Annotated in this window: 21 protein-coding genes and 3 pseudogenes; 11 read left to right on the forward strand and 13 right to left on the reverse strand. The window is 69.2% G+C overall.

Annotated elements, in window-relative coordinates; genetic code table 11:
• The 3 genes and pseudogenes from K9U40_RS14765 to K9U40_RS14775 form a co-directional block, all read left to right on the forward strand.
• Positions 1-377, forward strand: a pseudogene (locus K9U40_RS14765) (hypothetical protein); the annotation flags it as partial.
• 104 nt (positions 378-481) lie between these two features.
• The gene (locus K9U40_RS14770) at positions 482-1,102 is read left to right on the forward strand and encodes a TIGR02466 family protein (RefSeq protein ID WP_282890917.1); all 621 of its coding nucleotides are present in this window, start codon (positions 482-484) and stop codon (positions 1,100-1,102) included.
• A gap of 35 nt (positions 1,103-1,137) precedes the next feature.
• Positions 1,138-1,623 (forward strand): copper resistance CopC family protein, encoded by a 486-nt coding sequence (locus K9U40_RS14775; protein WP_282890918.1) that lies wholly within the window; start codon positions 1,138-1,140, stop codon positions 1,621-1,623.
• Between the two features lie 649 nt (positions 1,624-2,272).
• On the opposite strand, the pseudogene K9U40_RS14780 reads toward K9U40_RS14775, so the two are convergent.
• Together K9U40_RS14780 and K9U40_RS14785 are read right to left on the reverse strand one after the other, a co-directional pair.
• Positions 2,273-4,192: pseudogene (locus tag K9U40_RS14780) on the reverse strand (fused MFS/spermidine synthase); the annotation flags it as partial.
• 124 nt (positions 4,193-4,316) lie between these two features.
• Entirely contained in the window at positions 4,317-6,224 is a 1,908-nt protein-coding gene (locus K9U40_RS14785) for a hypothetical protein (protein ID WP_282890919.1), read from the reverse strand.
• Between the two features lie 264 nt (positions 6,225-6,488).
• Here K9U40_RS14785 and K9U40_RS14790 point away from each other — a divergent pair, with 264 nt between their 5' ends.
• From K9U40_RS14790 to K9U40_RS14805, 4 genes are all read left to right on the forward strand, one after another.
• Positions 6,489-7,409, forward strand: coding sequence for a peptidylprolyl isomerase (locus K9U40_RS14790; RefSeq protein ID WP_282890920.1), 921 nt, complete (start codon positions 6,489-6,491; stop codon positions 7,407-7,409).
• Between the two features lie 158 nt (positions 7,410-7,567).
• Positions 7,568-8,521 carry a HupE/UreJ family protein gene (locus K9U40_RS14795; RefSeq protein WP_282890921.1) on the forward strand — a complete coding sequence of 318 codons (954 nt, stop codon included), beginning with the start codon at positions 7,568-7,570 and terminating at the stop codon, positions 8,519-8,521.
• Positions 8,522-8,538: 17 nt separating this feature from the next.
• Positions 8,539-9,150: a HupE/UreJ family protein gene (locus K9U40_RS14800; RefSeq protein ID WP_282890922.1), complete on the forward strand. Its 612-nt coding sequence runs from the start codon at positions 8,539-8,541 to the stop codon at positions 9,148-9,150.
• Entirely contained in the window at positions 9,147-9,761 is a 615-nt protein-coding gene (locus tag K9U40_RS14805) for a HupE/UreJ family protein (protein ID WP_282890923.1), read from the forward strand. Before K9U40_RS14800 ends, K9U40_RS14805 begins: the two co-directional genes overlap by 4 nt.
• A 273-nt stretch (positions 9,762-10,034) precedes the next feature.
• Here the strand turns inward: K9U40_RS14805 and K9U40_RS14810 are convergent, their stop codons facing one another.
• The 5 genes from K9U40_RS14810 to rplU form a co-directional block, all read right to left on the reverse strand.
• Complete coding sequence (locus K9U40_RS14810; protein ID WP_282890924.1) at positions 10,035-10,802, reverse strand: outer membrane protein; 768 nt, start codon at positions 10,800-10,802, stop codon at positions 10,035-10,037.
• A gap of 346 nt (positions 10,803-11,148) precedes the next feature.
• Positions 11,149-11,670 (reverse strand): RNA pyrophosphohydrolase, encoded by a 522-nt coding sequence (locus K9U40_RS14815; RefSeq protein ID WP_282890925.1) that lies wholly within the window; start codon positions 11,668-11,670, stop codon positions 11,149-11,151.
• Positions 11,671-11,868: 198 nt separating this feature from the next.
• Positions 11,869-12,498 carry a GNAT family N-acetyltransferase gene (locus tag K9U40_RS14820; protein ID WP_282890926.1) on the reverse strand — a complete coding sequence of 210 codons (630 nt, stop codon included), beginning with the start codon at positions 12,496-12,498 and terminating at the stop codon, positions 11,869-11,871.
• 146 nt (positions 12,499-12,644) lie between these two features.
• Positions 12,645-12,917 (reverse strand): 50S ribosomal protein L27, encoded by a 273-nt coding sequence (gene rpmA, locus K9U40_RS14825; protein ID WP_282890927.1) that lies wholly within the window; start codon positions 12,915-12,917, stop codon positions 12,645-12,647.
• A 21-nt stretch (positions 12,918-12,938) separates the two neighbouring features.
• Complete coding sequence (gene rplU / locus K9U40_RS14830) at positions 12,939-13,313, reverse strand: 50S ribosomal protein L21 (protein ID WP_282890928.1); 375 nt, start codon at positions 13,311-13,313, stop codon at positions 12,939-12,941.
• Between the two features lie 696 nt (positions 13,314-14,009).
• On the opposite strand from rplU, the gene K9U40_RS14835 reads away from it, so the two are divergent.
• Together K9U40_RS14835 and K9U40_RS14840 are read left to right on the forward strand one after the other, a co-directional pair.
• Positions 14,010-15,140: a type III PLP-dependent enzyme gene (locus K9U40_RS14835; protein ID WP_282890929.1), complete on the forward strand. Its 1,131-nt coding sequence runs from the start codon at positions 14,010-14,012 to the stop codon at positions 15,138-15,140.
• Positions 15,141-15,412: 272 nt separating this feature from the next.
• Positions 15,413-15,967, forward strand: coding sequence for a GNAT family N-acetyltransferase (locus tag K9U40_RS14840; RefSeq protein ID WP_282890930.1), 555 nt, complete (start codon positions 15,413-15,415; stop codon positions 15,965-15,967).
• A gap of 148 nt (positions 15,968-16,115) precedes the next feature.
• Here K9U40_RS14840 and K9U40_RS14845 read toward each other — a convergent pair whose 3' ends face one another.
• The 3 genes from K9U40_RS14845 to K9U40_RS14855 form a co-directional block, all read right to left on the reverse strand.
• Positions 16,116-17,546: a homospermidine synthase gene (locus tag K9U40_RS14845; RefSeq protein WP_282890931.1), complete on the reverse strand. Its 1,431-nt coding sequence runs from the start codon at positions 17,544-17,546 to the stop codon at positions 16,116-16,118.
• Between the two features lie 230 nt (positions 17,547-17,776).
• Positions 17,777-19,051 carry an MFS transporter gene (locus K9U40_RS14850; RefSeq protein ID WP_282890932.1) on the reverse strand — a complete coding sequence of 425 codons (1,275 nt, stop codon included), beginning with the start codon at positions 19,049-19,051 and terminating at the stop codon, positions 17,777-17,779.
• Between the two features lie 185 nt (positions 19,052-19,236).
• The gene (locus tag K9U40_RS14855; RefSeq protein ID WP_282890933.1) at positions 19,237-20,454 is read right to left on the reverse strand and encodes a polyhydroxyalkanoate depolymerase; all 1,218 of its coding nucleotides are present in this window, start codon (positions 20,452-20,454) and stop codon (positions 19,237-19,239) included.
• 515 nt (positions 20,455-20,969) lie between these two features.
• On the opposite strand from K9U40_RS14855, the gene K9U40_RS14860 reads away from it, so the two are divergent.
• Both K9U40_RS14860 and K9U40_RS14865 read left to right on the forward strand, forming a co-directional pair.
• Complete coding sequence (locus K9U40_RS14860; protein WP_282890934.1) at positions 20,970-21,620, forward strand: glutathione S-transferase family protein; 651 nt, start codon at positions 20,970-20,972, stop codon at positions 21,618-21,620.
• Positions 21,621-21,646: 26 nt separating this feature from the next.
• Positions 21,647-22,432, forward strand: coding sequence for a TSUP family transporter (locus K9U40_RS14865; RefSeq protein WP_282890935.1), 786 nt, complete (start codon positions 21,647-21,649; stop codon positions 22,430-22,432).
• Between the two features lie 7 nt (positions 22,433-22,439).
• Here K9U40_RS14865 and K9U40_RS14870 read toward each other — a convergent pair whose 3' ends face one another.
• The 3 genes and pseudogenes from K9U40_RS14870 to K9U40_RS14880 all read right to left on the reverse strand — a co-directional run.
• A complete protein-coding gene (locus K9U40_RS14870; RefSeq protein ID WP_282890936.1) occupies positions 22,440-23,591 on the reverse strand; it encodes a patatin-like phospholipase family protein in 1,152 nt (383 codons plus the stop codon).
• Positions 23,592-23,729: 138 nt separating this feature from the next.
• Positions 23,730-24,479 carry an acetoacetate decarboxylase gene (locus K9U40_RS14875; RefSeq protein ID WP_282890937.1) on the reverse strand — a complete coding sequence of 250 codons (750 nt, stop codon included), beginning with the start codon at positions 24,477-24,479 and terminating at the stop codon, positions 23,730-23,732.
• A 169-nt stretch (positions 24,480-24,648) separates the two neighbouring features.
• Positions 24,649-24,870 (reverse strand): annotated as a pseudogene (locus K9U40_RS14880) (WD40 repeat domain-containing protein); the annotation flags it as partial.

A 24,870-nucleotide genomic window follows, 5' to 3' on the forward strand; every position in this document is an offset into this window, starting at 1 on the left:
GCGCGGCCGCGCAGGCGGCTCCAGCGCGGCCGCGCATCACCCTCATCGGCACCGTGGTGGGCCAGGGCGACGCCTATGGCATCTTCCTCGATCCGGCCGGCAGCGGCGTGCTGCGGCTGCGCACCGGGGAGAGCTTTGAGGGCTGGGTGCTGCGCTCGGTCAGCGTCCGCGACGCGCTGCTGCAGAACGGCCGCTCCTCCGTGGTGCTGGCGCTTCCCGCCCCGGGCGGCGGCGCGGCGCCCGCCGGACGCCCGGGCGAGGGATCGCCCATGCTCGCCCGTCCGTCGCGCCCGTCGCCGGGGCGGCCGACGGCGGAGCACATCATCGCCCCGCGCCGCCCGCCGCCCGCGCTCTCGGACATCGAATCCAGCCATTGACGGGGCGGGGAGGCCGGCGCCCGCCCGCCGTCATCGGCAGGTCACGGCCCATGGGGAAAGTGCGCGCCGTCTCCCCTTTTTTGCCGGACCGGACGGGCGCCATCGTGAGCCAGCTTATCGGATTGTTTCCCACGCCCGTGATGCGGGTGCCGGGGTTGCTCGAAGCGGATGCGGTGGCCGCTCTCGCCGCCGAGGCGGTGGACACGACCAGCCTCACCAACGCCTATTCCGACCTCCTCTCCCACACCCCGGTGGCGGGGGCCGAGGCGAACTCGCTGCACGGCCGGCTCGGCGCGCTGGTGCTGCCCAAGGTGGCGGAGTTCGGCGAGGTGCTGTTCGGCGAGGCGCTGACCTGGCAGATCAAGGAAACCTGGGTGAACGTGCTGGAGCCCGGCGGGCACCAGGCCATCCACACCCACGCCAACAGCTTCATCTCCGGCGTAGTCTACCTGACCGAGGCGCATCCCTCCGCCAACATCGTGTTCCACAAGAGCATCGGCGGCACCGGCTTCCTGTTCGGCAACTCCAATCCCAATGCCCGCGTCAACGCCTTCAACGGCGGCAAGTGGGCCATGCCGGAGACCCGTGCCGGCGACCTCGTGATGTTCCCGAGCTACCTGCTGCACGAGGTGCCTGCCAACCGGGGCGGACGGCGCATCTCCATCGCCTTCAACGCCATTCCCGACCGGCTCGACAATTTCGGCTACGCCATCCGCTTCGCGTGAGCGGGCGGGTGTCCATTTCAGGAGCTATGCTCAACATGCATCCCGCCTCCGCCATCGCCGCCCTTGTCGCCGGCCTCGTCGTCGGCACGGCCGCCCCGGCCCTCGCCCAGTGCGCGTTCGACCAGTCGGTGCCCAATGCCAATGACGTGCTGGGCGATGCCGAGCCGGCGGTGACCATCGACTTCACCGACGAGTTCGAGCTCCACGAGGTGCGTGTGGTCGGGTCGGACAATGCGGAATGGCCCACCGACTGGACCCGCCCCGCGGGGCAGGTGCGCCAGACCGCGTTCCGCGTCACCCGGCCCCTGCCGCCGGGCAAGTACATGGTGATCTGGAACGGCTATCTGCGCCGCCACTATCACGCGGACGGCGGCTCCATCCCCTTCACCGTGGCTGCGGCGGGCGAGGCGCCGACACCCCATCCGGCGGCAGCGCCGCAAGAAGGCGGCGTGCATCGGGTCGGGCCGGGTTCGCCTTATCGAGTGCTTCTAGGAGGCGGCGCGCCGCAGCCGGCTCGCTGACCGCGCGCTGCCGCGCCATGGCGAGCACCGGCCCATAGGCCGGCTCGAAATCCGGGCTCATGCGCACGATCTCGACGAGGCGCGGCGCCAGCGTCCCGATCACGTCGCGCGGGCCGCGCGCGGCCAGCGTCCGCGCCCCCGTCTCCAGATAGGCGTCGCGCGCCCGCCAGTAGGCGGCAAGGCGGGCACGGGCCTCCGGATCGGCGGCGTCGAGCACCGCCGCGGGCGTGGGGTGGAGCGCGGCGAGGAGGGCGACCAGCCGGTCGCCGGGGGTGTCGGTGCCGGCATAGGCGATGCGGGGCGCGTCGGTGGTGACGAGGGGGCGGTCGTCCGTGTTCACCGGCCCCGGCCCGGCGAAAGCCGCCAGTTCGGGCCGGCCCGCGAGATAGAGGCCGAACAGGGAAAAGTCCCCGGTCATGTCCAGCGCGGCGAGACGCCCGGCGAGGTCGGGATCGGTGATGCGCCGCGCCGCCCAGTCGGCGGGATAGGCCTTGGGTTCGTGCCGGCCTATGAGCGCGATCAGCGGCGTCTCCACGCTGAACTGGGCGAGATAGGCGCTGGCATCGGGGAAGGTGTCGAGGAAGGTGCGCACGATGATGCGCAATGTGGGCAGGTCCAGCTGGTGCAGCGGCAGCCACTGGGCGAACAGCCCGCCGTCCGCCAGCCGGTCGCGGATCGCCGCGAAATGCTCCCGCGCATAGAGCGCGCCCGAGCCGTCCACGGAGGGATGATAAAGGTCGGCGACGATCACGTCGTAGCGCTGGCCCGGCGCGCGCACGAAGCGCCGGGCATCGGCCACGTGGACGCGCAGGCGCGGGTTGCGGCCGATCTCCCCGGCCGAGGCGCCGAACAAAGGGAAGGTCTCCACCACCTCCGGCACCAGCTCCACCCCGTCCGCCTCAAGGCCGGGATGCGCGCCCGCCGCCGACAGGGTCGCCCCCGTGCCGAGGCCGAGGAACAGGGCGCTTTCGGGCGCCGGATGCAGCAGCAGGGGAATGTGGGCTTGCCGGTGGTCGGAGCGCAGGGAGGCGCTGCCGCCCATGCGGAAATGGTTGTTCACCTGCAGGTGCCGGTCGCCGGCGCTGTTGGAGATGACGCTGACCGCCGCCATCATCCCGTCGCGGTGCCACACCAGTTCGCCGCCGGGCGGGATGCGCACGAAGCGCAGGGAGATGGGCGCCACCACCAGCGCCGCCGTGGCCGCGCCCACGAACCCCGCCGCGACGAGGGAGCCCCGCCTGAGGTCGGGCAACACGAGGAGATAGCCGAGGGCGATCGCGACGAAGGCGAGCTTCGCCCCCACGAGCGGCAGCAGCAGCGGCCCGAACAGGATCGGCGCCAGCGCCGCCCCGAGCGTATTGACGGCGAGCGCCGGGCCGACGCCGCCCGCCCGGTCGCTGGCGCGCTGGGCGAGTTCTGTGAACAGGGCGCCCATGGCGAGAGTGGGCGGCAGAAAGGCGAGGGCGGCGATGGCCAGTTCGGCGGAAAGGCGGCCTTCGAGCGTGGCGGGAAGCACCGTCCGCAGCATCTTCAGCAGGGTGTCCGAGACGCCGAGCAGCGCCGCGCCGAGGAGGCAGGCGAGGGCAGTCGCCGCCACCAGCGGGCCGGCGAGGGCCGCGCCGGGACGACGCGCGGCGATGGCGGTGCGCACAACCGCGCCCAGCGCCGTGCCGGCGAGGTAGGCGGCCAGGAGGATGGCGAAGGTGTAGATGGTGTTTTCGAGGATCTGGCTCAGCACCCGGACGGTGACGACCTCGTAGCCGATGCCGAGCAGGCCGGTGACGAACAGGGCCGCAAGCGGGACGCGCGGGACCGCCCCACTGTCGCGTGACGGCAATGCATCCAGTCGCGGCGTCGGCGCCGTGCCGCCTTTGGCCGCGGCGCGCCGTCCGCCCGTGGCGGCGGCCATCACGGCGGCACAGGCGAAGTTGAGCATCGCGCAGGCCACCAGCGTCGCCGACAGGCCCAGCGCCGGGATGAGCAGGAAGGCGGTGGCGAGGGTGCCGGCCACCGCGCCCGCCGTGTTGGCCGCATAGACGCGCCCCACCGCCCCGCCCGCCGCCAGCAGCGGGGCCAGCACGGCTTCCAGTGCCGGCAGCGTGGCGCCCATGGCGAGGGTCGCCGGCAGCAGCAGGAGGAAGGGCAGGCCGAACGCCACGGCCCATTGCCGCAGCGCCTCCGCATCCACCGGCACCAGGGCCGGCACGAGGTCCCCCACCAGCGGCGACATGGGGATGAGGGCGAGGGCCCACAGGCCGATGACGCATTCGAGGCCGGCATACCAGGCGCCGGGCGCAAGGCTCCGCGCGATGCGGCGGCCGAGCATCAGGCTGCCGAGGGCGAGGCCGGCGAACAGCGCCGAGACGACGCCCAGCACCGCGACGATCTCGTGTCCGAGGGAGACGGCGAGCATCCGCGCCCAGACGATCTCGTAGCCGAGGCCGGCAAAGCCCGACAGGGTGGCGACCAGCGTGAGGGCGCCGATGCGGCGGGCCGCAGCACGGGGCCCGGCGGTCTTGAGCGGCGCCGCGTCGGGCGGGGCGGCGGAGGCCGCGCGGGCATGGGACATGGGGAACCTGGACGCTCGAAAAAAGCGAGCCGGGGGCCATGGCGGCCCCCGGCGATACGCGGGACAGGATGGGATGGGGGCCGGCGCGCCTTCCAAATTCAGGATGGCGCGCGCCGGCCGAGGCTCACTTCTTCAGCGAGACGGCGAGGGCGCCGTTGGTCTCCACCAGCAGCTTGGGCTGGTCGGCGACGCGGATGAAGATGGGGTTCACGTAGAACCACAGGTCCGACCACGCGGCCACGTCGTAGCTCGAGATCTTCTGGCCGTCGCGCACCACGAGGTGCGAGGGGCAGGCGGCGTCGGTGCAGGGCACGAACGGGCCCTGGGCCGCATTCTCGGGATCCCAGTCGTTCAGGGGGTTGCCCTGGGCGTCGGTCTCGGCCGGCACGGAGGCCGGCAGGTTGCTGCCGCGGGCGCGCACGTACATGTTGTTCTGCACGTTCGTGATGGTCACCACCATGGTCCGCTTCTGGCCGCTCACGGTCCAGTTGTTCGGGCCGAAGGTGGCGAAGGCGGCGGCCGTGGTGTTGGTCGCGTTGGTGTAGTTGCCGCTGGTGGGGGCCACGACGCCGGTGACGTTGCCCTTGACGAACTGCACCTGGCGCAGGGTCGGCCGGTTCAGGGGCTCCTGAATGCCGATCTGGGCCAGCGACGGGTTGTTGAAGCTGTACGGCGAGTGGTTGGTGCCGGTCGGCAGGTTCACCTCAAGGGTGAGCCTGACCGAGCGGCCACGCGGAACCACCAGCGTCTGGCCCATCTTGGCGGTGCCGGCGGCGGCATAGCCGATGACCTCGGCCTTGTAGCTCAGCTCGCTGGTGATCAGGTCGCCCATGACTCCGTAAGCGTTGCCGGAGCGCACGCCGTCCACGACCACGTTCGGGCGCAGGGTGGTGCCGGCGGCGGGACGCGGCAAATACAGCTTCTGGTATTCGCCGGGATAGAAGTCGTTGGTCGAGCCGGCTTCATAGATGCTGAAGGCGCCGCGATTGTGCCAGTCGGAGGCGTTATAGAAGAACCAGTTGCGGCCTTCGCCCAGCAGCGCGTCCCACAGCCCGCCGATCTTGGCGGCGTAGATGCCGGTGCCGCCATAGGTGGTCACGCCCACCGAATCGCAGCCCGTGCCGCAGAAGCCGGCGCGGTACTCGCCGCGATTGTTGGAGGCCTGGTGGCCGGGCTGGCTCTCGAAGCCGACGGCGACGGTCGGGCCGGCATTGTTGAAGTCGCGGAAGTGCTCGACGTTGAAGCCGCGGTTGCCGTCGGCATAGAACACGCCGGCGCGCTCCACGTGCGCGGGCACGTAGTAGCTGTCGAGCGGGTAGTATTTCTGCAGCCACTGCACGCTGGGCACGGCCTTGTTCTTGTGGTTGGCCGTGCCCGAGCCGGTGCCGGAGGCGTTCGCCACCTTGCCGGTCCAGTTGTGGTTCGGCGCGCCGAGGCTGAAGTCGGTGTCCGAGCGGTCGAAGCGGTACTCGAACTCGGCCACGCCGGCGGCATCGCCGGTGTTGCCGCCGAAGTTCTGCGGCTTCTGGTTGCCGATCACGGCCATGGAGGTGTGCTCGTGGCCGGGCACGTTGGTCTCGATGCCGGCATAGAGCATGGGCTTGTTGAGCTCCTTCGCGAGGCGCGCGAGCTCGGGGTAGATGATTTCCTCGGCGCTCTGCCAGCGCCACATGGAACGGTGGCCCTGCGACATGACCACGTCGCCCTTGACCTGGGTCACGGGCGCCACGTCCCAGAACTTGCCGGTGCCGGTGGTGGAGCCGTCACCCTCGGGATCGTCCACCCGGCAGTCGCGCGGGCTGGAGCCGCCGTGGTCGGCAGCGCCGAGCCATTCGAGGCCGTAGCTCTGGACCGCCTTCTTCACCATGGTCTCGACCGACGAGCGGCCGTCCGAGCACGGCGTGTGATTGTGGAAATCGCCCGCCATGTAGCTGTCGGCGAAAGCCGGCGTGGACGGCAGCGCCATCCCTCCGGCCACGGCGAGGACCGAGGCCCCCGCAATCAGTTGATGCGCCAGCACCGCGCTCTTCATTCTCCAACCCCTTTGAATGAAACGGACGTCCAGAATCCGCTGGGGCTCTACTATCGGTGTTCTGTGACTGCCTGCTGAAGCTTTGATGACGCAGGAAAAGGTGAGCCGAATAACCTGCTTGCCGCACCCCCCGCAAATCGTGCCGGCTGTCATCAACGCGACACCACCCGTTCGCTAGGTGGTGCGCCGCAAATGGCAGCGGGCGCTGCCTGCGGGAACACGTGTTGCCGACAGCCATCGAGGGCTCGGCGCGGGGGACGGGATTTGACGTCATCGGGTTTGGAGCCGGCCGCTGCAGCGGCCGCTGCGAAAGGCACGGGAACGGGCGGCACCGGGACACAGGACGCGGGCGGGACGGCGGGGCGCGCGGCGGCTCCGGGCTTCCTGCGGCGCCTCGTGCGCGAGCCGCTGCTGCAGTTCATGGTGCTGGGCGCGCTTATCTTCGCCGTGCATGCGGCCGTCACGCCATCGGTCAGCAAGGAGCGGCTCATCGAGATCACGCCCGACGTGCGGCAGTCCATCGTGAACGCCTTCAAGGCCTCCCACGAGGGGCGCGAGCCGGGGCCCGACGAACTCGCCAAGCTGGTCGATGTGTGGCTGCTGAACGAGATCACCTTCCGCGAGGCGCTGGCGCAGGGCCTCGACAAGGGCGACGAGATGATCCGCGACCGGATCACCCACAAGATGCGCCTGCTGATTTTCAACGGCGTCGAGGTGGGCGAGCCGAGCCGCGACGAACTGGCCGCCTGGTACGAGAAGCGCCGAGCCAATTACGACATTCCCGACCTCGTCAGCTTCATCGCGGTGCCCTTCACGGGTCCGGACGCGGAGGCGCAGAGCCGCGCCGTGCTGGAGGAGATCCGCGCCGGTACCGAGCCGGAGGACGTGCAGCTGCGCGCCCTGATCTTCGCGCAGCGGCCGCGGCCGTCGCTGGAACCGTCCTTCGGCAAGGACTTCACGGAGCAGCTCGTCGCCACGCCGAGGGGCGAATGGCGCGTCCTGTCCTCCCCGCAGGGCTGGTACGTGGTGCGCCTCGACACCTTCGTGCCCGGCCGCAAGGTGGACCTGAGCGAGGTGGACGCGCAGGTGGCACAGGCCTGGAAGGACGAGCGCCGGCGCGTGCTCGCCATCGCCGCCACCCGCGACCTCGGCAAGGCCTATGTGATTCGGCGCGACGAGCCATGAGGACGCGCGCCATCATCGCCCGGGCCGCGGGCGCCGGCACTTTCCCCGCGCTGCACGCCGCGTCGCCGGCCCCGGGCGCGCACAGCGCGCCCCTCGCGGCAACAAGCGCGCGCAGCGCGCCCCCTGTGGCCACAAACGCGCGACGCGGGCCTGGTGCGATGCTTGGCGGGCTTGCTGCCGCGCTCCTGTGCCTCGTCATGGCGCTCCTCGTCCCGGCCACGGCGGCGCGGGCGCACGAGGCCACCATGGCGGTGATCACCCTGCGGGAGATCGCGCCGGGCCGCTTCATCGGCCAATGGACCATGCCGCCGGTGGACATGAGCCTGCAGCCCATCTTCCCGCCCCACTGCAAATGGGAGCCGCCGGAGCTCGTCTGCGGCGGAAGCGGCCTCACCGGCCGCGTCAGCTTCATGGGGCTCGGCAGCAGGCAGTCGGTGGCCACGATCCGGGTGATCCCCCGCGAGGGGCCCATGGAGGTCTACACGGTCAGCGCCGCCAACCCCTCGGTGATGGCGGCGCGCAACCCGGGAACCGACCTCGCCGTGTGGCGCGACCTGGCCGAGACCTATGTCAATCTCGGCATCGACCACATCCTGCGCGGCATCGACCATCTGCTGTTCGTGCTCGGCCTGATCTGGCTGGTGAAGGGCGGCTGGAAGCTGGTGAAGACCATCACCGCCTTCACCGTGGGCCACTCCATCTCGCTGGCGGCCGCCACCTTCGGCTGGGTGGGCGTGCCGGAACGCCCGCTGAATGCCGCCATCGCGCTTTCCATCGTGTTCGTGGGCGTCGAGATCGTGAAGCTCCAGCGCGGCCAGGTGGGCCTTACGGCGCGCTATCCGTGGAGCGTCGCTTTCGCCTTCGGCCTGCTGCATGGGCTGGGATTTGCCACCGCGCTCACCGCGCTGGGCATCCCGCAGGCGACGCTGCCCATCGCGCTCCTGTTCTTCAACGTGGGGGTGGAGATCGGCCAGCTGGCCTTCGTGATGACGGTGCTGGCCCTGCTATGGGCCCACCGCCAGGCCCAGGCCCTGCTGCCGCGCTGGGGCGCCGCCATCCCGGCCTATGTGATCGGTTCGGTCGCCTCCTACTGGTTCCTGCTGCGGATCTGATTCGAAGGAAACTTACGATGAAACGCGATTTCCCCGACGCGGCCCTGCCGCTGGCGCTGCTGATGGCCGCGATTCCGCTTTCGCCCGCGTTCGCCCATACCGGGACCGGCGTGGCGCTGGGCCTCGAGAGCGGCTTCCTCCACCCCCTCACCGGCCTCGACCATCTGGTGGCCATGGTGGCGGTGGGCCTGTGGGGCGCCCAGTTGGGCAATCCCGCCATCTGGGTGCTGCCCATCACCTTCCCGCTGGTGATGGCGGTTGGCGGCCTCATCGGCCTTTCCGGCATCGACCTGCCGTTCGTCGAGCTGATCATCGCCTTTTCGGGCATCGCCCTTGGCGCCATGGTGGCGTTCAGCGTGCGCCCGCCGCTCTGGGTCGCCGCGACCCTTGTCGGCGTGTTCGCGATCTTCCACGGCTACGCCCATGGGCGCGAGCTGCCCGAGGCGGCGGATGCCGTGTCCTTCGCCGTCGGCTTCGTGGTTGCGACCGGGCTGCTGCATCTCTCCGGCATCCTGATCGGCGTGCTGGTTGGTTACGAGGCGGGCGCCAAGGTCGTGCGCGCCTGTGGCGCCGCCATCGGTTGCGTGGGCCTCTATTTCCTGCTCGGAGCGGTCGGGTTCATCGAATGAAGAAGTGGCTTCGGCTCGTCACCGCGGCGGTGGCGCTCGCTTTGGCGCCCACCGCGGCCCACGCCCATCTGGTGGACACCCGGCTCGGCGATTTCTACAGCGGCGCCCTCCATCCCCTGACGGACCTCCAGCAGGTCCTGCCGTGGATCGCCCTGGCCGTGCTCGCCGCCTTCCAGGGGGCGCAGCGGGCCCGCTGGATCATCCTGGTCTTCCCGCTGGCGCTCGCCGCCGGCGGGCTGGTCTCGCTTGAGGTGCCGCTGCCGTCCTTCGGCCCGGTGCTCGGCCTCGTCCTCGTGGCGGTTACGGGCCTCGCCGTGGCGGCGGCGGCGCGGCTTCCGCTCGGCGTGCTCCTGGGCGTCGCGGTGGTGATGGGCCTGCTGCACGGCGCGCAGAACGGGGCGGCCATGGTGGCGACCACCGACCGCGTGCTGTTCCTCTCCGGCATGACCGCCATCGGCTATGGGGTGATCACGCTCGCCACTGGCAGCGCCATCGCCTTCCTGCGCGGGGCGGCGTGGCGTCCCATCGCGCTCCGGGCCGGGGGGAGCTGGGTGGCGGCCGTGGGCATCATGGTGCTGGGCCTCAATCTGGCGCGTCCCATCGCCGGCTGAGACCCTCCCGCGGTATGGATACGGACATAACGGGCCGGTGCGGCATCCGCTGCGCCGGCCCGTTGCGTTCGCGGCGGCGGCCCGGAGCCGGCGCGTCGGCTGCGTGGAGAGGGCCGAGCGGGGCCCGCCGGCAGTGCGCCTGCCCGATCCTCCGGGAGCGGGATTGGGAGCGGGCCAAAAAGAAAGAGCCCCGGCAGGACCGAGGCTCTTCAAGTGTGCCCCTGTGGACGGGATGGCGCCTCAGCGCGATCCCGTCCACGGGAGCCGGCGTTCTCAGAAGCGATAGTTGATGCCGGCCTTGACCAGATTGATGCTCTGGTCGACGGTCGCCGCGTAGGGGTTGATGTAGGCGTTGGGGAAGAAGTTGAAGGTCACGTCGGAGCTGCCGAGGTCGATGTAATTGTATTCGACCTTGGCCGACCAGTTGTTGAAGAAGGCCCATTCCACGCCGGCGCCGACCGTCCAGCCCCAGCGGGTGTTGCTGGTGGAGGCGCTGTAGCTGTACTCGGGATATTCCAGATCGGTGCTGCCGGCGGTGTGCTTGACCAGCGCCCAGGCCGCGCCGCCCTTGGCATAGAGGAGCACGCGGTCGAAGGCGACGCCGAGGCGGCCGGTGATGGTGCCGAGGCCGTCGATCTTCGAGGAGCAGTCGTTGTTGCTCTGGATGCAGCTCGTCGCGATGCCGTTGTAGTAGTTGCCGGAGCCGGAGATGTCGGCCCAGTTGGCGTCGGCCTCGATACCGAGGACGATCTTGTTGATCTGGTAGTTGTAGCCGATCACGCCGCCGACGAGGCCGCCGTCGAGATTGTAATTCGCGTCCGCCGCAAGGAGCGTGGACGGATACAGGGGATCCAGCGAGTTGCTGAAGTCGTTCGAGGCCCAGGCGTAGCCGCCCTGCGCGCCGATATAGAAGCCGGTCCAGCTGAAGACCGGCACGGGCGCCGCCTTGACCGGCATCTTGGTGGCGAGGTCCGCCGCATGGGCGGCGCCGGCGGTGATCACCGCCGCGAGAATGGTGGTAGCGAGCAGCGACTTACGCATGTAGATCCCCCAGGCCCGGATTGAAACAGGATGGACGGGGTGATAGCGCAGTTCAGGGACAATAACTGTCTCCCTGCGGCAACAGTCGGAGGGGTCCGGACTGTCATACCGCAGACAAAAAAGTGTGATATGGAAGTTTTAAAGTGCCAGAGTTGCGTTCGACTCTGTATTCGTGAAGTCGTTTTCAGTCTTGTGCCGGGCCGGGGTGGGCGCTGAAAGCGGCTTCGACGCCGCCATGGCCCTGGCCGGGGGAGCGCTGGCCGCCGCCGGCCAGGCGCATCACCGCCTTCGCCGTGCTCAACCTGCGTCGCGGCCGGCGCGGTGGGGTGGGGCCGGGTTCGCGGCCTCAGCCGCCGGCGAACGGGCGGAAGCTCTTCACCACTTCCTCATAGACCTTGCGTTTGAAGGGAATGACGAGCTCCGTCACCCTGTCGAGGCTCTCCCAGCGCCAGTCCATGAATTCGGGCTTGTGGGCGCCGCCACCCGGCCGGGCGATGTTGATCTCGGCATCGAGGCCGGTGAAGCGCAGGGCGAACCATTTCTGCGTCTGGCCGCGATACTTGCCCTTCCAGGCCTCGCCGGCGATGCGGCCGGGCAGGTCGTAGGACAGCCACTCCGCCACCTCGGCAAGCTTCGTCACCGAGCGCATGGAGGTCTCCTCGTAGAGCTCCCGCAGCGCGGCCGCGAAGGGCTCCTCGCCCTTGTCGATGCCGCCCTGGGGCAGCTGCCAGGAATGGGTGGCGTCCACATGCTCGGGCCCGCCGATGCGCTTGCCGAGGAAGACCTTGCCGGCCGCGTTGAACACGCACAGGCCGACGCAGGGGCGGTAGGGCAGGTCGTCCTGTTTCTTGTCGTGGCGATTGGACATGGGCGCAATCCGGAAGATGTGTTTGCCTGGAGCGCGATCCGATCTGCCTGCATCAATCTGATCGGATCGCCCTCCAGATGCCTGATTGACCTGCCCGCGCCGCTCGCGCAAGGCCCTGTCGCCTCGCCCGAAGCGGAGCCGGCCGGGGGAGCCGGCGCCGGCAGGTTCAGCCGGCCGCGCGGTGGCGCTGGCTTTTTCTCAGTGGGCCGCGCGGTGGCGCGGCAGGGCGGTGGAGCCCCAGGCGCGCAGCGAGGCCCAGATGCGCCGGTCGAGCTGGAAGCGGTCCACGGGCACCGAGGCGCCCAGCGCCTTCACCCGGGTGAGGCCGACGCCCGACCACTGGAAGCCGCACTTCTCCAGCACCCGGCGCGAGGCCGGATTGACCACGCGGGCCGAGCCGATGAGGAGCGAAAGGTCGGTCTCGGAAAAGGCGTAGTCGATGACGGCGCGCACCGCCTCGGTGGCGATCCCGCGGCCCCAGAAGGGTTCGCCGATCCAGTAGCCGATCTCGGGGGCGGGCTCGGGCGGGCGGCGGCCGAAGCTCACCATGCCGGCGAAGCTGAGGGCGCCCTCGCCCTTGAGGAACAGGGCGAAGGTGGCCGCGTCCGGAACGGCGGCCAGCGTCTCGACGAAGGCATGGGCGTCGGACGGCTTGTAGGGGAAGGGCAGGTTCGCGGTCATCTCCGCGATCTTGCGATTGTTGGCGAGCTCCGCGACGGCGGCAACGTCCTCGAGGCGCGGCGCGCGGAGCACGAGCCGGTCGGTTTCGAGGACGGGGATACAGCTCTCCGCGAGCGGGGCTCCGGACGGCGTCTCACACAGGGTCATTGGCAAGCTCCTCAAGGCCAGACAAACGAAAACCGGGGAGAGGTGTCCCGTCTCCCCGGTTCGTGTCTGAGCTTGAGGCGCTGGACGCTCAGGCTCCCACCGGTTCGACGTGACCGGCGGGATCCTGCATTCTCAGGTCTCGCCGTTTATTCGGCCGCTTCGGCGGCGACGGGAAGCACCGATACGTAGGTGCGGTCGTTGGCTTTGGTCTGGAAGGAGACTTTGCCTTCCACCAGGGCGAAGAGGGTATGGTCCTTGCCCATGCCCACGTTCGTGCCGGGATGCCATTTGGTGCCGCGCTGGCGCACGATGATGTTGCCGGCGATGACGTCCTGGCCGCCGAAGCGCTTCACGCCAAGACGGCGACCGTCGGAATCGCGACCGTTGCGAGACGAGCCGCCTGCCTTCTTATGAGCCATTGTTGCTCTCCTCGTTCCTGATCAGGCGTCGGCAGCGGCTTCGGAAGCCGGCGCGCCAGTGGTCTTGGGTTCAGCCTTGACGGTCTCGCCCAGGCCCGAAATCTCGGTGATGCGCACGACGGTGAGGTCGGCGCGGAAGCCCCGCTTGCGGCGCGAATTCTGCCGGCGGCGCTTCTTGAAGGCGATCACCTTGTCGCCGCGGGTCTGCTCGACGATCTCGCCGGTGACGGTGGCGCCGTCCACGTGGGGGGTGCCGACGGCGACGGTGGCGCCGCCCAGCATCAGCACCGGGAAGGTGAAGACGGAGCCGACCTCGGCGTCGAGGCGATCAATGGTAATTTCGTCGGCGGCGGCAACGCGATACTGCTTGCCGTTTGCCTTGATGACCGCGAACATCTTGTCTCGCTTTCGTGTTCCGCCGCGCCTCGAAGGGCTGGCTTCTTCCGGTCGGGAATGGGAATGCGGGCACAAGGGCCCGCGCGAAGTGGGTCCGATACACCATGGACCCCTGAAAAGTCAACGTCGCGGCCGCATCGTCCGGCGCCGCGAAAATCGTCAAAATCCACTTGCATGAGCGGGGCAAATCCACTAAACCCCCTCTCGCCCAAATTCGCACGTGCCTGTGGTCGCGTGTCGGTCGGTAGGATCTCCGGACAAGAGGCCGGAAAGCTGCCAGGACGACCGATAGCCGGAGGGAACCGGCCCACCCCGCTCCTCATGCGGGGGACGTGACTTGAAGCAACGACGTAAGGGCTTTTTTGGTCTCGGTCGCCCCTCCAAAGGGCGGCGTTACTGAAGAGGCACTACATCTTGCCGGCCGTGCGGAGCGGGATTCCCTCTCCAAACGTGCGCAGTTGTCTCGCCCTCGCCTGGCTCGTCGCCCGGCGGGCGGTTCGACTGCCGTTCGGTCCGATGATGCGGCCGGGATAGAGCCCCGGCGAAGCGGGTACGGCCCGCAGACGAACCGGCGTGTCCAAAACGCCGGGCGGCTGCGTGCGCGTGCCCCGGATGAATCCAGTGCGGGTTCGTCCGTCCTGTCGTCGCACGGAATTCTCCGTGCTTCACGAGGCTTCAGGTCACGGGGAGGACACCATGACCGATCGCATCCGCGAATTCCTGCGTACCCGACGAGAGGATGGCCCCTGCGTGGTGGTGGACCTCGACGTGGTCCGCACCAATTATCAGGCCTTCGCCCGCGCGCTGCCCGATACCCGCGTCTATTATGCCGTGAAGGCCAATCCCGACGCCGCCATCCTGCAGGCGCTCGAGGAGATGGGCTCGTCTTTCGACTGCGCCTCCGTGGGCGAAATCGAGATGGTGCTCGCCACCGGCGCGGGCGCGGAGCGCATCTCCTTCGGCAACACCATCAAAAAGGAACGCGACATCGAGCGCGCCTTCCGCCTCGGCGTGCGCCTGTTCGCGGTGGACTCTTACGAAGAGGCGGAGAAGATCGCCCGCGTGGCGCCCCGCGCCCGGGTGTTCTGCCGCATCCTGTGCGACGGCGCCGGCGCCGAATGGCCCCTGTCGCGCAAGTTCGGATGCGAGCCGGAGATGGCCGCCGACGTGCTGGAGCACGCCCATCGCCTGGGCCTTGTCGCCTATGGGGTGTCCTTCCATGTGGGCTCGCAGCAGAAGAACGTGAACGCCTGGGACGGCGCGCTCGCCTCCGCGGCGCGGATCTTCCGCACCTGCGCGGAGCGGGGCATCTCGCTCTCCATGGTCAATCTCGGTGGCGGCTTCCCCACCCGCTATTTGCAGGACGTGCCGGGAGCGCAGTCCTACGGCGAGGCGATCTTCTGTGCCCTGCGCAAGCATTTCGGCAACCAGATCCCGGAAACTATCATGGAGCCGGGCCGCGGCATGGTGGGCAATGCCGGCCTCATCGAGGCCGAGGTGGTGCTGATCTCGAAGAAGTCCGAGGCCGACGCCATGCGCTGGGTGTACCTCGACATCGGCAAGTTCGGCGGTCTCGCCGAGACCATGGACGAGGCGATCCGCTATCCGTTCCGCACCCCGCGCGACGGCGACGACACCGCCCCCTGCGTGCTCGCCGGCCCGACCTGCGATTCGGCCGATGTGCTCTACGAGAAGACCCCGGTCGAGCTGCCGCTGTCGCTCTCCATCGGCGACAAGGTGATCATCGAGGCCTGCGGCGCCTATACCACCACCTATTCGGCGGTGGCGTTCAACGGCTTCCCGCCGCTGAAGTCCTACGTGATCTGAGACCGGATCTCAGGGCTTGAGCGATCTGATCGGGCCAGAGCCGCGCGCGGGGAACCAGACCTGAGGGGTCCGTCCCCCGGCGCGCGCCGGCCCAGGCGATCCCATCGCGCGCCGGACCTCATGGTCCGCGCCGGTGGCTTTGAGGAGGGGGCCTCCCCCTCGTCTTCCGCACCGTCCCCACCGGCTCGCGATTGCGAGCCCATGGCCGACCGCGCGTTTCGCGCGGCGGGACGGATCTCTTCGCTTCTCACGTTGTGGCACAGGAGGTGCCGATGACTGAGATCGTGCTGGAAACCGTGGAAGATGTGGCCCCGCGGGAGGCCCTGCTGGACCTGTGCCTGGGCGCCGAGCGCTTCTCCAAGTCGTCCGAGCGCCTGCGCGAGGGCCGCCTGCCGGCGCAGGGCCTCGCCTTTGCCGCCCGTGGGCCGGATGGCCGCCTCGTGGGCACCGTGCGGCTGTGGAACGTGGCGGCGGGGCCGGGCAAGCCGGCGCTGCTGCTGGGCCCGCTGGCCGTGCACCCCTGGTTCCAGGCCCACGGCCTCGGCGCCACCCTCATGCGCACGGCGCTGGATGCGGCGCGCGCGAAGGGGCACGGCGCGGTGATCCTGGTGGGGGACGCCGCCTATTACGAGCGTTTCGGCTTCAGTGCGCACAAGACTGGCGCGCTCTGGATGCCCGGTCCCTATGCCCGCGACCGCCTGCTCGCGGTGGAGCTTGAGGCCGGTGCGCTCGATGGTGCGCGCGGCCTCATCAGCCCCACGGGCGGGCGGGTCGCCCAGCCCTCGCTGGCCGAGCTTCTCGCGGGGGAGATGCGCAGGTCGGCCTGATGCGTGGCGTTGCTGCTCCACGCGAAAATGCCCCGGTCTTGGCCGGGGCATTTTTGTTTTGGCGCCAGGCGCGTCACGGTAGGAGCGCCGCCGTCATCGCGGGCGATGGCGGCGGCTGCGGTCCCCAAGGACCTCGGCGCACGCTACCTCAGCGCACGATGATGTTCTTGAACTGCCAGGGGTCCTCGAGGTCCAGGTCTTCGGGGAACAGCTTCTGGCGGCCGGTGAGGGGCGTCCAGTCCGTATAGGTGCCGATCACCGGGCCCAGATAGGGCATCTGCACTTCGAGGCAGCGGTGGAAGTCCATCTCGTCCGCCTCGACGATGCCCGCGTTCGGGTTCTCCAGCGCCCACACCATGCCGGCGAGCACGGCGGAGGTCACCTGAAGGCCGGTGGCGTTCTGGTAGGGGGCAAGCTCGCGCGTCTGCTCGATGGAGAGCTGGGAGCCGTACCAGTAGGCGTTCTTGGCGTGGCCATAGATGAGCACGCCCAGCTCGTCGATGCCGTCCACGATCTCGTGCTCGTCGAGGATCTTCCACTTCTCCTGGAAGTGGCCGCCATTGCCGAACATCTCGTGCAGCGACAGCACGGCGTCGTTGGCGGGGTGGTAGGCATAGTGGCAGGTGGGCCGGTAGAGCACGGTGTCGCCGTCGCGCACCGTCAGGTAGTCGGCAATCGAGATGCTCTCGTTGTGGGTGACGAGGAAGCCGTACTGGGCTTTCGGCGTCGGGGTCCAGGAGCGCACGCGGGTGGCGGCGCCGGGCGAGAGCAGATAGATGGCGGCGCCGCAGCCCGCCTCGTGGGTGCGGCCATCCGGCGGCAGCGCCTTCTCATGGGTGCCCCAGCCCAGCTCGGCGGGCTGGAGGCCCTCGGAGACAAAGCCCTCCACCGACCAGGTGTTCCAGAACTCGCCCATCACCTTGGGCTCGCGGGCGCGCTGGGTGTCGCGCTCGGCGATGTGGATGCCCTTCACTCCCAGCGCGCGGGCAAGCTGTGCCCATTCCTCGCGGCTCGCCGGCTCGGGCCGGTCGAGGCCGGTGTCGGCGGCGATGTTCAGCAAGGCCTGCTTCACGAACCAGGACACCATGCCGGGATTGGCGCCGCAGGTGGAGACCGCCGTGGTGCCGCCGGGATTGCGCCGGCGCGCCGCCAGCAGGCTCTCGCGCAGGGCGTAGTTGGTGCGGGCGGCGGTGGGCATGGTCTCGTCGAAATAGAAGCCCTTCCAGGGCTCGATCACCGTGTCCACATAGAGCGCGCCCAGCTCGCGGGTCAGCTCCATGACCGCGACGGACGACACGTCCACCGACAGGTTCACGCAGAAGCCCTGGCCGCCGCCATTGGTGAGCAGGGGGGTGAGCAACTCCCGGTAGTTCTCGGCGGTGACTTCCGACTGGATGAAGCGGATGCCGCGGGCATCGAGCAGCGTCTTGTGGTCGGCCACGGGGTCGATCACCACCATGCGCGACAGGTCGAAGTCGAAGTGGCGCTCGATCAGCGGCAGGGTTCCCCGGCCGATGGACCCGAAACCGATCATCACGATGGGGCCGTCGATCTTCGCGTGGACCGGCCAGTCGCTCATGGCGCAACACTCCTCGTCGGGGAGCGGCGCTTCCCGTCACGGGAATGGGGCGCCGCTTGATCACAGATTCCCGGGACGCGCGCCGGCCGGGCGGAACCCATTCGTCGGCGCAGTGTCGGGGGCAAGGACCCGCGATGGATCCGCGGGCGGCGGCACCATGGGAAAAGCGCAGCCGCGCGTCAACCGAAGAGGCGCGACAAAGCCGGCAAATCAAATGCCTGCGGCGGCCTTCATGCGAGCCTGTCGGGACGGGCGGGCATCCGATCGACCGTCACGAGGTCGGGGAAGAGGCGCATCCACGCCAGCGCCACCACGATGGTGCCGATGCCGCCAACCACCCCCGCGCCCACCGCCCCGAGCAGGGCCGCGGCCATGCCGGATTCGAACTCGCCCAGCTGGTTGGAGGTGCCGATGAACAGCGAGTTCACCGCGCTCACCCGCCCGCGCATGGCGTCGGGCGTGGAGAGCTGCACCAGCGAGGAGCGGATGACGACGCTCACATTATCGGCCGCCCCGAGCACGAACAGGGCGCAAAGCGATACCAGGAAGCTGCTCGACAGGGAAAACACCACGGTGGCGAGGCCGAATACCGCGACGGCGGCGAACATCTTGGGCCCGACATGCTTCGTCAGCGGCATGCGGGCGAGCAGCACCGACATGAGCACGGCGCCCACCGCCGGAGCGGCGCGCAGGGCGCCCAGCCCCTCCGCGCCCACATGCAGGATGTCGCTGGCGAAGATGGGCAGCAGCGCCGTGACCCCGCCCAGCAGCACGGCGAACAGGTCGAGGGAGATGGAGCCGAGCACCACCTTGTGGCCGCGGATGAAGGAGAGGCCCTCCAGCAGCGTGACAAGGGAAAGCCCACCCCGGGCCGCCGGCGCGTGGGCGTGGGGCATGATCATCATGGCGAGGGCGGCCATGCCGTAGCACGCGGCGGCGGCGGCGAGCGGCACGGTGGGGCCGAGGGCGTAGGCGAAGCCGCCCACGGCGGGCCCGGCGATGGTGGCCATCTGCAGGGCGGAGGACGCCACCGCTATGGCCCGCGGCAGTACCGGCCCCGGCACCAGGCGCGGCAGCAGCGCCGCCATGGTGGGATGCTCGAAGGCGCGGCAGGCACCGATCATCATCACCGCGCCGTAGATGGCGAGGAGGCTGGAGCCGCCCTGCGACAGGTCCAGCGCCAGCCAAGCGAGGGTGACCGCGGCAACCGCCTGGCAGATGACGACGATCCGCCGCCGGTCGAAGGTATCGGCCGCATGGCCGGCGGGCAAAGTGAGCAGCAGGATGGGCAGGAACTGGGCGAGGCCCACCAGACCCAGCGCCATGGCGCTGCCGGTGCGGGCGTAGACCAGCCAGCCCACCGCCACGCCCAGCATCTGGAAGGCGAGGGCGGAGGCGACGCGGCTGATCCAGAACAGCAGGAAGGCCGGATGGTCGCGCAGTCGATCGGGGGGCGCGGCGTGTCCGGTGCCGGATGCGCGCTCGGAACGGAAAGCCTGGAGCACGGGGCAGATCTCCGGGCCGCGGCCGGCCGGTTCTGGTCCGGCCGGCGCGTTGGCCCGTCACGCGGTGTCGGTCGAAATGACGGTGGGGCGGGTGCCCCGCCCTCGCAGCCCGTCCCGAAAGAGTGCCCTGATGGGGCAGCCGTCTCGGGCGGGGAGAACGCGCCGGCGGCGCGTTCCGTGACGGGTCAGTCGCTGGAGAGGATGTGGTTGCGGACGATGGGATAGACCTGCGCCGCCCATTTGCGGCCGGAGAACACGCCATAGTGCCCCACGCCCGCCTGCATGTGGTGGCGCTTCTTGTGCGGTCGTAGGGCCGAGCAGATGTCCTGCGCCGCCATGGTCTGGCCGATGGAGCAGATGTCGTCCCGCTCGCCCTCGACGGTGAGCAGCGCGGTCTTGCGGATGGCGCGGAAGTCGATGGGCCGGCCGCGATAGGTCAGCTCGCCCTTGGGCAGGCGGTATTCCTGGAACACGTAGCGCACCGTCTCCAGGTAGAAGTCGGCGTCGAGGTCCAGGACGGCGAAATACTCGTCGTAGAAGGTCTTGGTGGCCTCGGCCTTCTCCTCATCGCCCTCGGCAAGGGCGTTGTAGAGGTCGAAATGGGCCTTGATGTGCCGGCTCACGTTCATGCTGACGAAGGCGGTGAGCTGCACGAAGCCGGGATAGACCTTGCGCCCCGAGCCGGGAAAACCCTTCGGCACCGTGGCGATGAGGTTGCGCTCGAACCAGGACATGGGCTTCGAGGTGGCGAGGTCATTCACCTTGGTGGGATTGATCCGGCAGTCGATGGGGCCTGCCATGAGGGTCATGGAGGCGGGCGTGGCGGGGTTCTTGTCCTGCGCCATCACCGCGGCGGCCACCAGCGTCTGCACGCAGGGCTGGCAGACCGCCACGAGGTGGGAGCCCGGGCCCATGATCTCCATGAACTTGATCACGTGCTCGACATAGTCGTCGAAGCCGAACGGGCCGGCGGACAGGGGCACGTCGCGGGCATTGTGCCAGTCCGTGATGTAGACGTCATGATCCGGCAGCATCGTCTTCACGGTGTTGACGAGCAGCGTGGCGAAGTGGCCGGACAGTGGCGCCACCACCAGCACGCGGGGCTGGGCGATGTCCACGTCCTTCTTGAAGCGCAGCAGGGTGCCGAAGGGCAGCACTGCCGTCTTCTCCTCGGTGACCTGGACCTCCCGGTTGCCCACCTCGACCGAGCGGATCCCGAAATCGGGCCGTCCGTGGCTGAGGCCGGTGCGCTCGACCAGTTCGTAGGCGGCGGCCAGGTGGCGCAGGCCGGCATGGCCATAGCCGTTGATGAGCGGACCGGTGAGGGTCTGGCGTGCGAGTCCGGCCAGGAAGCGGACGGGACCCATCAGATCGGACTGGGTTTGATACGCCAGATACATCATGGTTGCCTGTGTCGCTGCAACCGGCGGCACCGCCCCGGAAAGACTGACCTGAATATCATTTGCAGCATGATGCCGATAGGTCCTTCTGTTCCCCGTCTGCCGACGCCCCGACGGACGGCGGAACCATTAAGTTATTGCCGCAGGCCCTGCTTTCCGCTTTGCAGCACGCCTGAACGGATGTACTCGTTACGTGAATATTGAAACGGCGCGTGGTGCATTGCAACACGCTTCCGCGCGGGGACCGCTTCTTCGGCGCATGCAATGTCCGAAGCCGGGCCGCCGGGAGGGGGAAATGCGGGAGCCGGAAACCGGTTGCGTCGATATCGACCCGGCCGGGCCATCCGCCTCCGAACGGACATGGGAGTGCGTGCCTTGATCGGCCAGCGGGCCGGCGCGGGGTATGTGCCCTCGCGGGTCCTGACCTGCGCCTGCGGCAACGCGGGTGACAGGCTGGCGGCGGGGCCACGGGATCGAAGATCCGGAACGAACATCTGAGGCGCAGGACAGGCAGACGCATGGCGACACTCACCATCTCCAGCAAGAACTACTCCTCCTGGTCCCTGCGCGGCTGGCTCCTGTGCAAGATGGCCGGCCTCGCCTTCGAGGAGGAGCGCGTGCCCCTCGACGATCCGGACATGAAAGCGGAACTGCTGCTCCTGTCCCCGTCCTTCCTCGTGCCGCGCCTGGTGCTCGAGGACGTGACCGTATGGGACACCCTCGCCATCGCGGCCTTCCTCAACGAGGTGTTCCCCCAGGCCGGTCTGCTGCCGGCGGACCGGGCGGTGCGGGCCCATTGCCTGTCCATCTCGGGCGAGATGCATTCGGGCTTCGCCAACATGCGCTCGGCCCTGCCCATGAACATCAAGGCGCATTATCCCGGCTTCAAGGTGTGGGCCGGGGCGCAGGCCGACATCGACCGCATCGTCGCCATCTGGCGGGGATGCCTCACCGCCCATGGCGGCCCCTTCCTCATGGGCACGGCGCCGACGCTGGCGGACGCCATGTACGCCCCGGTCTGCTCGCGCTTCACCACCTATGACGTGAAGCTGGACCCCGAGTGCGATGGTTACCGCGCCCGCGTCATGGCCCTGCCGCTGATGCAGGAATGGATTGCCGGTGCGCTCAATGAGCCGGAGGAACTGGAAGAGCTCGGCGCCGAGTTCTGACAGCGCCGAACTCTGACAGCGCCGTCTTGGCCTCCGCCGTCTTGGCCTCCGCCACCCTGCCCGTCGGCGTGCTGGCGGCGGGCTTCGCCGTGCTGGTTCTGGCCGGCATGGTGAAGGGGCTCATCGGCATGGGCCTGCCCACGGTGGGCATCGGCCTGCTCAGCCTGTTCCTCACCCCCGCCGAGGCGGCAGCCGTGCTGATCCTGCCGGCCACGGTCACCAATCTCTGGCAATATTTCACCGGGCCGAACGTGGCCGGCACGGCGCGGCGCTTCGGCGCCATGATGGTCGCGGTGGTGCTGGGGACGCTCGCGGTCGGGCTGCTGCTGGGCGGCCTCACCTCGCCGGCTGCGGTGCCGGCCCTGGGGGCGACCCTGCTGCTCTACGGCGCCCTCGGCCTCAGTGCCGTGCCGCTGCGCCTGCCGACACGGATGGAGCCGTGGCTGTCGCCGCTGATGGGCGCGCTCACCGGCCTCGTCACCGGCACCACCGGCGTGTCGGTGATGCCGTCCGCGCCCTATCTCCAGGCGCTGGGTCTCAACCGCGACGACCTGGTGCAGGCCCTCGGCCTCACCTTCACGGTGTCCACCTTCGCCCTCGCCGCGGTGCTCGCAAGTCCGGGGGAGGGCGGCGCGGTGCTGACCGATCCCAAGGTGGCGCTGGCTTCGGCGGCGGCGCTCGCGCCCGCCTTCCTCGGCATGGAGCTCGGGCGGCGGATCCGCCTCGCGGTCTCGCCGCTGGTGTTCCGGCGCGCCTTCTTCGCCGGGCTCGCTTTGCTCGGCGCCTACATGCTGGCGCGCGGGTTCGGCTGAACCGCCCTCACTCGGAGAGGCGGTGGATGTCGTGCACCACGATGCCGATGGTATCGTCCGGCTTCTTCAGCCAGTCGCCCCGGCGCAGGGTCTTCACGGTGTCCTCATAGCCGGTCTGCCAGTGGTCGCGCATGGAGGCGGTGGAGAATTCGTAGTCCTTGAATTCCCGCTCGTAGGCCTTTTCCTGGTAGATCAGGTGGCAGATGTTGACCGGGCCGGACGAGCTGTAGTCCTCGATCAAAGCGAGGTCGTCTTCCGTGCGCAGCTGCTCGGGAATGCGCTGGAGCGCGTCATAGAGCTTCTGGCGCAGCTCCTGCACCCGGCGGAAGACATCGGTGGTGTAGCGGGTGCGGCTGGAATAGCTGATGTCCTTCTGCCGCTCCGAGACGTCGAACATGTCGCGGGGCAGCGGCCCGCGGGCGCTGAACAGGTCCACCTGGAACACCAGCGCGCTGGGATGGTCCGGCTGGTCGAGCAGGAACTGCAGCGGCGTGTTGGAGACGACACCGCCGTCCCAGTAATGTTCGCCGTCGATCTTCACCGCCGGGAAGCCCGGCGGGAGCGCGCCCGAGGCCATCACGTGCTCGGGGCCGATGATGTGCTCCTTGTTGTCGAAATAGATGAAGTTGCCGGTGCGCACGTTCACCGCCCCCACCGAGAAGCGCTTCTCGCCGGAATTGATGCGGTCGAAGTCCACCAGCCTCAGCAGCGTGTCGCGCAGGGGCGCGGTATCGTAGAAGGAGGTGGCGCCGGTCGCCCCGGCGGGCACCAGCCAGGGATTGGGAAAGCGCGGCTCGAAGAAGCCGCGCTGGCCCTGAACGATGGTGCGGGCGGCGGAGAACTGGTTGCGCCACTGGCGGAAGATGTCCCCTTCCAGGTTCAGAGGGATGAGCCGCGGCGAGGTGATGGTCTCCCAGAACTCCCGCAGCCTCGTCACCCGGTCCGCCGGCGCGTTGCCGGCGATGATGGCCGAGTTGATGGCGCCGATGGACACGCCGGAGATCCAGTTGGGATCGCAGCCCACCTCGTGCAGCGCCTCGTAGACGCCGGCCTGGTAGGCACCGAGCGCACCACCGCCCTGGAATACCAGGGCGATGCGCTTGTATTCGTTGATGGTGTCGCACAGGCCGGGGGGCAGCTGATTGGCGCGAAGTGTCATGGACCTTGCCTCTCGCAATCCGGCGGAATGCCCGTCTCGCCGGAGAACCACATGGCGCGTGGCGTCACGCGCGGGTTTCACTCTCAAGCCCGATGCCGGACCCGCCCGATGCCTGAGGGCTGGTCCGGTTTCGCGGCTTCAGCCCTCGCCGTCCTTGAGATAGTCGTAGATCACCTCGCCCATGCCGAGGGTCAGGTCCGCCTTGACGTGCAGGGCGGAGATCACCTCCAGCACCGGAAGCTGCGAGACGTTGCACAAGGCGTGGGGGAACAGGCCGAGGGCGCCCGGGCCGGTCCAGCACTCCTTCAGCGTGACGTCTTCCAGGAAGTAGCGCACCAGCTCGCAGATGCGCGGCTTGGCGTCCACGTCCGGGATGATCTTGAGCAGGAAGCTCGGCGTCAGCAGCGCAGCGAGCACCTTCTCCTTGTCGCAGGCCACGTGCTTGTAGCCCATGGTGGCGGAGGCGCAGAGCACGCTGCCATAGTGCAGCGTGCCCACCAGCGTGTCCTTTTCCACCACCAGCTTGGGATTGGCGAACTTCTTGGGAAAGCCCCACAGCTCGCGGCCGCCGGCGATGGGGCTCTCGTCGTCGAGATACATGGAGTGGACATAGCCGCCCTCCACGCCCTGGAACTTCACCGGGATCACCTGTCCGGTCTCGGTATAGTCGCCGAAGCCGGTGGAATCCGGCATGCGGATGAATTCGTATTTCACGATCGGCTCGACGATCTCGAGCGGCTCCGGCACCACCTTCTCCAGCGCGGCAGGGTCCGTGCGGTAGGTGATGATCATGTATTCGCGATCGATGAAGCGGTAAGGCCCGGGCGGGTAGGAGGGGTTCACGAGCGGCATCGAATAGGCGGTGCGGCGAACGTCGGCGATCTTCATCGGCGTTTCTCGTGCTCCGTGGCCCGCTTCGCATCTGCGAACGGGTGGCGCCACGTTAGTGCGCGCGCGGGCGCGTGAAAAGCGCTTCCGTGGGCGCTGCCGCGCAAATCTCCGCCGGCCTGCCGCGGGCGCGCCTGCGGGCCGCAGGGGGCCGGCGTGCGGTTGCGGATCAGAAGGCGAGCAGGCCGCCCCTGCCGCCCTGCGTGCCGAAGGCCACGGCCCCGCCGGACGGGTGCCAGCCCATGGCGCTCACGGGGTCGGAATCCGGGGCGCGCAGGAGAATCTCGGCGCCGTCGGTGATGCGCACCATCATCACCATCCCGTCCTCGTAGCCGATGCCCACCACCGGGTCCTTGGGGTGGGGCGCCACCACGGTGACGCGGGTGGTGGG

Source organism: Xanthobacter autotrophicus (genome assembly GCF_030015065.1).
GTDB lineage: Bacteria > Pseudomonadota > Alphaproteobacteria > Rhizobiales > Xanthobacteraceae > Xanthobacter > Xanthobacter autotrophicus_D.

What these genes read in the sequence shown, in the direction of transcription:
- K9U40_RS14775 (WP_282890918.1), top strand. Translation starts at nt 1,138, where the DNA reads ATGCATCCCGCCTCCGCCATCGCCGCCCTTGTCGCCGGCCTCGTCGTC.
- K9U40_RS14785 (WP_282890919.1), bottom strand. Translation starts at nt 6,224, where the DNA reads ATGAAGAGCGCGGTGCTGGCGCATCAACTGATTGCGGGGGCCTCGGTC.
- K9U40_RS14795 (WP_282890921.1), top strand. Translation starts at nt 7,568, where the DNA reads ATGCTTGGCGGGCTTGCTGCCGCGCTCCTGTGCCTCGTCATGGCGCTC.
- K9U40_RS14800 (WP_282890922.1), top strand. Translation starts at nt 8,539, where the DNA reads ATGAAACGCGATTTCCCCGACGCGGCCCTGCCGCTGGCGCTGCTGATG.
- K9U40_RS14805 (WP_282890923.1), top strand. Translation starts at nt 9,147, where the DNA reads ATGAAGAAGTGGCTTCGGCTCGTCACCGCGGCGGTGGCGCTCGCTTTG.
- K9U40_RS14810 (WP_282890924.1), bottom strand. Translation starts at nt 10,802, where the DNA reads ATGCGTAAGTCGCTGCTCGCTACCACCATTCTCGCGGCGGTGATCACC.
- K9U40_RS14815 (WP_282890925.1), bottom strand. Translation starts at nt 11,670, where the DNA reads ATGTCCAATCGCCACGACAAGAAACAGGACGACCTGCCCTACCGCCCC.
- K9U40_RS14820 (WP_282890926.1), bottom strand. Translation starts at nt 12,498, where the DNA reads ATGACCCTGTGTGAGACGCCGTCCGGAGCCCCGCTCGCGGAGAGCTGT.
- rpmA (WP_282890927.1), bottom strand. Translation starts at nt 12,917, where the DNA reads ATGGCTCATAAGAAGGCAGGCGGCTCGTCTCGCAACGGTCGCGATTCC.
- rplU (WP_282890928.1), bottom strand. Translation starts at nt 13,313, where the DNA reads ATGTTCGCGGTCATCAAGGCAAACGGCAAGCAGTATCGCGTTGCCGCC.
- K9U40_RS14835 (WP_282890929.1), top strand. Translation starts at nt 14,010, where the DNA reads ATGACCGATCGCATCCGCGAATTCCTGCGTACCCGACGAGAGGATGGC.
- K9U40_RS14840 (WP_282890930.1), top strand. Translation starts at nt 15,413, where the DNA reads ATGACTGAGATCGTGCTGGAAACCGTGGAAGATGTGGCCCCGCGGGAG.
- K9U40_RS14845 (WP_282890931.1), bottom strand. Translation starts at nt 17,546, where the DNA reads ATGAGCGACTGGCCGGTCCACGCGAAGATCGACGGCCCCATCGTGATG.
- K9U40_RS14855 (WP_282890933.1), bottom strand. Translation starts at nt 20,454, where the DNA reads ATGATGTATCTGGCGTATCAAACCCAGTCCGATCTGATGGGTCCCGTC.
- K9U40_RS14860 (WP_282890934.1), top strand. Translation starts at nt 20,970, where the DNA reads ATGGCGACACTCACCATCTCCAGCAAGAACTACTCCTCCTGGTCCCTG.
- K9U40_RS14870 (WP_282890936.1), bottom strand. Translation starts at nt 23,591, where the DNA reads ATGACACTTCGCGCCAATCAGCTGCCCCCCGGCCTGTGCGACACCATC.
- K9U40_RS14875 (WP_282890937.1), bottom strand. Translation starts at nt 24,479, where the DNA reads ATGAAGATCGCCGACGTTCGCCGCACCGCCTATTCGATGCCGCTCGTG.